Consider the following 4,147-nt stretch of genomic DNA (forward strand, 5'->3'; position numbering starts at 1 on the left):
GGTGGTTGTCGCGGCATGGTTGATTTTTGAGCGGTATTTTGGGAGGGTTCGTTCTTACGGGGTCAGCAGTGTCCTTGTGGGAGCGAGCCTGCTCGCGATAAGGCCAGTTCGGCCGACATCAACATTGACCATCACGCCTATCACTTCAATAGCCAACCTTGATTCGCCGCCCGCCTGGACCGGACCTATTCTTCAACCATGTGTTCAACATGGACTTGAGGATCAGCATCATGGGCAAACGTCACCCCAACCTTCCTTCCTGGCAATGGCGTGCCTACCCGGGCAATCACCAGCACCCGACCAATCTGGTGCTGCACCTGATCGCCGTACCGCTGTTCATCGTGGCGTTTCTGCTGATTGTTTCCGGCGTGTTCGGCTTGAATCTGGCGAATTTCGCCATCGGCATCGTCGGTGTGATTGCGGCGCTGGGTTTGCAGCGCCATGGTCACAGTCTGGAAGCAGAAGCTTCCGAGCCGTTCAGTGATCGCAAGGACGCGGTATCGCGCCTGCTGGTCGAGCAGTTTCTGACCTTTCCGCGGTTTTTCCTCAGTGGCGGCTGGTGGCGCGCCTGGCGTGAGCGCCACCGTCGTCACTGATTTGCCAACTAGAGATCAGGCAAAGACGGTGACCGTCTGCCGGCTCATGGCGATCAGACGCCCTTCAGGATCCCACAACTTCGCCGCCGCGTGGCCATAGCCATCGGCGGCGTGTTCCGTTTCGACCAGGTATTTGCACCAGTGGAGCGTGCTCAGATCGAGCAGCGGCTGAACGAATTCGATGGTCCAGGTCAGCGTGCTGCCCATCGCCGGTTTCTTCAGGAACGGCATCACCGCCGGCGGCCAGGCATCCACCAAGGCCAGGATGTGCGCTTCGCTCACCGGCTCTTCCTTCACATCGCCGCGCAGACGCACCCAACCGCCCATGTGCCGCGAGGTGTTGCCGGTAAAAGGCAGACCGCCGACGCTCCAACGCATCGCAATATGGCGCATGAACTCCGGGATCACGCCTTCGATGAAAGGCAGTTCCTGACAGTCGTCCCAGTGTTTCATTTCCGGAGCCGGATGAGCCTGAACCGCAACCTCCGACGGCCGCGAGGCACCGAAGCTGCCCTGAATCAGGGTCACCACCTGCCCTTTCTGCATCGCCCGGCCGAGAATCTGGCTGACCGCCTTGCCTTCGCGCAGCACGTCGACTTCAAAACTCACCGGCACTTCCGGCTCAACCGGCCCGACAAAGGTAATCGCCAGCGAACGCACCGGGCGATCGGCCGGCACCTTCGCGCGCATGGCCTCAAATTGCAGCGCGGCCACCAGCCCACCGAAGCTGGCACGCCCTTGCGCCCAGCCGGCGGGGATGGACAGGTCCTGCGGCTGGCGGCGGACAGCGTCGAGCAGATCGGAAAAACGCATGAAAACCTCGGGGGCATGAAAAACAATGGAGGGATCTTAACCAGCCGGCGAAGGCTGTACAGCGCCTATTCCGGCCAAATTGACCGGCAGATGAGCCGCACAGGTTTCACGCTTGCCACAACCCACTGTGGGAGCGAGCTTGCTCGCGATAGCGGTGGATCAGATGACAATGATGTCGACTGTTACTCCGCAATCGCGAGCAGGCTCGCTCCCACAGTTTTGGAATACCCCACACATTTGATAGGCGTTCACTTCAGGATTGGAAGCAGGCCTTGTCGAGCTTGTCGAGAACCCGGTCGGCGCGCTGTTCAGCCTGGGCCATGGCGGTTTTCCAGGTGGCGACGCAGGGTTGCAAATCCGCCTCCTGCTCGGCCAGGGCCAGCCATTGCAAGCAGTCATGCCAATCGCCCAACGCGCCTTGGGCTGACTTCAATCGCGGCTTCGCGGCTTTCGGCAGGCGATCCAGCTCGGGATAGGCCTCGATGCCATAGCGCACGCGCTTGATCAACAGGCGCAGGCGATGACGGTCGTGGGCGGGATCGTGCAGGGCTTCGTCGAGTTTTTTCCACTGTTTGCCCAGGCGCTTGGTGATGACCTTGCCCAGGCCCTTGAGCAATCCCTGACGCTGGGCCGCTCGTAAAAAGCGCGGAAAGGCTTCGAGAATCAGCAACAGTTGTCCAAGCTCGATGCTCTCTGCCACCGCCGGATAAGCCTTTGCCATCTGCGCCATGCGCCATTGCGCGGCCTCGGCGTGACCATGCTCGAGCAGATAGGCCGCCAGCACCTCGCGATCACGCAGCGGCGTGGTCAGGTCACCGACATGGGACGCCGCCGCTTCCAGCTGTTCAACGCCGGGCAAACCGCGTAATGGCCGCAACAGGCTGCGCAATCGCCGGACCGTGGTGCGCAGATCGTGCAGGGCTTCCGGATCCGTGCGGGCGCTCAAACGTGCCTGACAGGCCAGCAACCGAACTTCAACGCTCAGGACGTGAGCTACCAATCGGTTAATCATTGGGGTTACTCCATTAACAGCTGCAAGCAACAGATTCAGATGCCGGACGACCAGACTTGTAGCTTAGAGCCTGAAGCTGCTTTTATCCTTCAACGCCCCGCTCGCGACTCACGAATATAGAACCGCGCCTTCTCGGCCTTCTTGGTGCAGCCCTCAAACCCTTCGAATTGCTGCTGAGTCTTGGCCGCGGTCAGCAACGACAGCGCCTTGGAGTAGCTGACGTTCCCGGCGAAGCCTTCAGCCTTTGCCAGATCCAGCTCCTTCCAGGCCGCATCGAGCTCGTTGCCGCAGCTGTCGCGATACGCGGTTTTGCCGGCGCAACCGGCCAGTGCCAGGGCAATCAGTGGCACACAGATCCAAGCTTTCATCACTTACACCTCAAAAGATAGAAACAGTCATGCACTTAGGACGGTTTGACGCCGGAAAAGTGCCGTCCATCGGACGCGTAGACTATAGCGTTGGCGAGAATAATCGAGTGCCGCCATAAGCTGTCGAAAAAACGACGCCTTCACCGTCCCGTACGACCTCGACGATTGAACCGCGCCCCTCGATGGGTGCATTGTTGAGGCATTGAAGTGAGGGCGATTGATGAAAAAGCGTGTCGCACTGGTATTGGGCTCGGGTGGAGCCCGGGGTTACGCGCACATTGGCGTGATCCAGGAGATCGAAAGGCGCGGCTACGACATCGCCTGCATTGCCGGTTGCTCGATGGGCGCTGTGGTCGGCGGGATCTACGCCGCCGGCAAACTCAATGACTATCGCGATTGGATCGAGAGCCTGGATTACCTCGACGTGCTGCGCCTGGTAGACGTCAGTTTTCGCCTGGGGGCGATTCGCGGTGAAAAGGTGTTCGGACAGATCCGCAAGATCGTCGGCGAGATCAACATCGAAGACCTGCGCATCCCCTACACGGCCATCGCCACCGACCTGACGAACCAGCAGGAAATCTGGTTCCAGGAAGGCTGCCTGCATCAGGCGATGCGGGCTTCGGCGGCAATTCCCAGCCTGTTTACCCCGGTGATGCAGGGCGGTCGCATGCTGGTGGATGGCGGCATTCTCAACCCGTTGCCGATCGTGCCGGTGGTGTCCAGCCATTGCGATCTGATCATCGCGGTCAACCTCAATGCTACCAACCAGCGGCACTACAAGTTGCCGGTGATCCAGCGCCCCGCCGCGTTCAAAAGCCGGTTCGACAGACTGGTCAATTCACTCGGCTCAAAAATGCCGTTCAGGCGCAAACAGGCCGAGCAGTTGCTTCAGCTGGAAAAGGAGGCGCTGATGGTGGAAGCGGCCGAGATCAATCCCTGGATCGACTCCGCCGAACCCGAGTTCCAACAACCGGCCGCCGCTCCCGAGCGCGACGGCGCGCCGAAATCAGCGACCGGCTCGTTCATCATCGACAACGTCGGGCCGGCGTCTCTGCTGGACCTGATCAACCAGAGTTTCGAGGTGATGCAGACGTCGTTGGCGCAGTACAAAATCGCCGGGTATCCGCCGGACATCCTGATCAACGTGCCGAAGCGGGTTTGCCGGTTTTTCGAGTTCTACAAGGCGCCGGAGCTGATCGCGCTGGGGCGGGAGATTGCGCGGGATACGCTGGATCGGTATGAGAATGAGCGGGAGTCCTGAGATTTTTCGGTGACTTTGAGGGCCTCTTCGCGGGCAAGCCCGCTCCCACAGGGTTCGGTGTTGGACACAGAATTTGTGCACGACGTCGATCAACTGT

General features: G+C 60.2%; 5 protein-coding genes. 2 read left to right on the top strand and 3 right to left on the bottom strand.

Features of this window, described 5'->3' with window-relative positions:
* The first annotated feature begins 230 nt into the window (after positions 1-230).
* Positions 231-596 carry an Mpo1-like protein gene (locus ACW9JE_RS29145; protein WP_224541782.1) on the top strand — a complete coding sequence of 122 codons (366 nt, stop codon included), beginning with the start codon at positions 231-233 and terminating at the stop codon, positions 594-596.
* Positions 597-611: 15 nt separating this feature from the next.
* Here ACW9JE_RS29145 and ACW9JE_RS29150 read toward each other — a convergent pair whose 3' ends face one another.
* The 3 genes from ACW9JE_RS29150 to ACW9JE_RS29160 all read right to left on the bottom strand — a co-directional run bounded on the left by ACW9JE_RS29150 (position 612) and on the right by ACW9JE_RS29160 (position 2,789).
* Positions 612-1,409, bottom strand: coding sequence for an acyl-CoA thioesterase (locus tag ACW9JE_RS29150; RefSeq protein ID WP_224541783.1), 798 nt, complete (start codon positions 1,407-1,409; stop codon positions 612-614).
* Positions 1,410-1,662: 253 nt separating this feature from the next.
* Entirely contained in the window at positions 1,663-2,421 is a 759-nt protein-coding gene (locus ACW9JE_RS29155) for a CHAD domain-containing protein (protein WP_457434731.1), read from the bottom strand.
* 89 nt (positions 2,422-2,510) lie between these two features.
* Positions 2,511-2,789 (bottom strand): hypothetical protein, encoded by a 279-nt coding sequence (locus tag ACW9JE_RS29160; RefSeq protein ID WP_175378661.1) that lies wholly within the window; start codon positions 2,787-2,789, stop codon positions 2,511-2,513.
* 220 nt (positions 2,790-3,009) lie between these two features.
* Here ACW9JE_RS29160 and ACW9JE_RS29165 point away from each other — a divergent pair, with 220 nt between their 5' ends.
* A complete protein-coding gene (locus ACW9JE_RS29165) occupies positions 3,010-4,050 on the top strand; it encodes a patatin-like phospholipase family protein (RefSeq protein WP_457434732.1) in 1,041 nt (346 codons plus the stop codon).
* Positions 4,051-4,147 lie beyond the last annotated feature (97 nt).

It is taken from the genome of Pseudomonas sp. SDO55104_S430 (assembly GCF_054070595.1).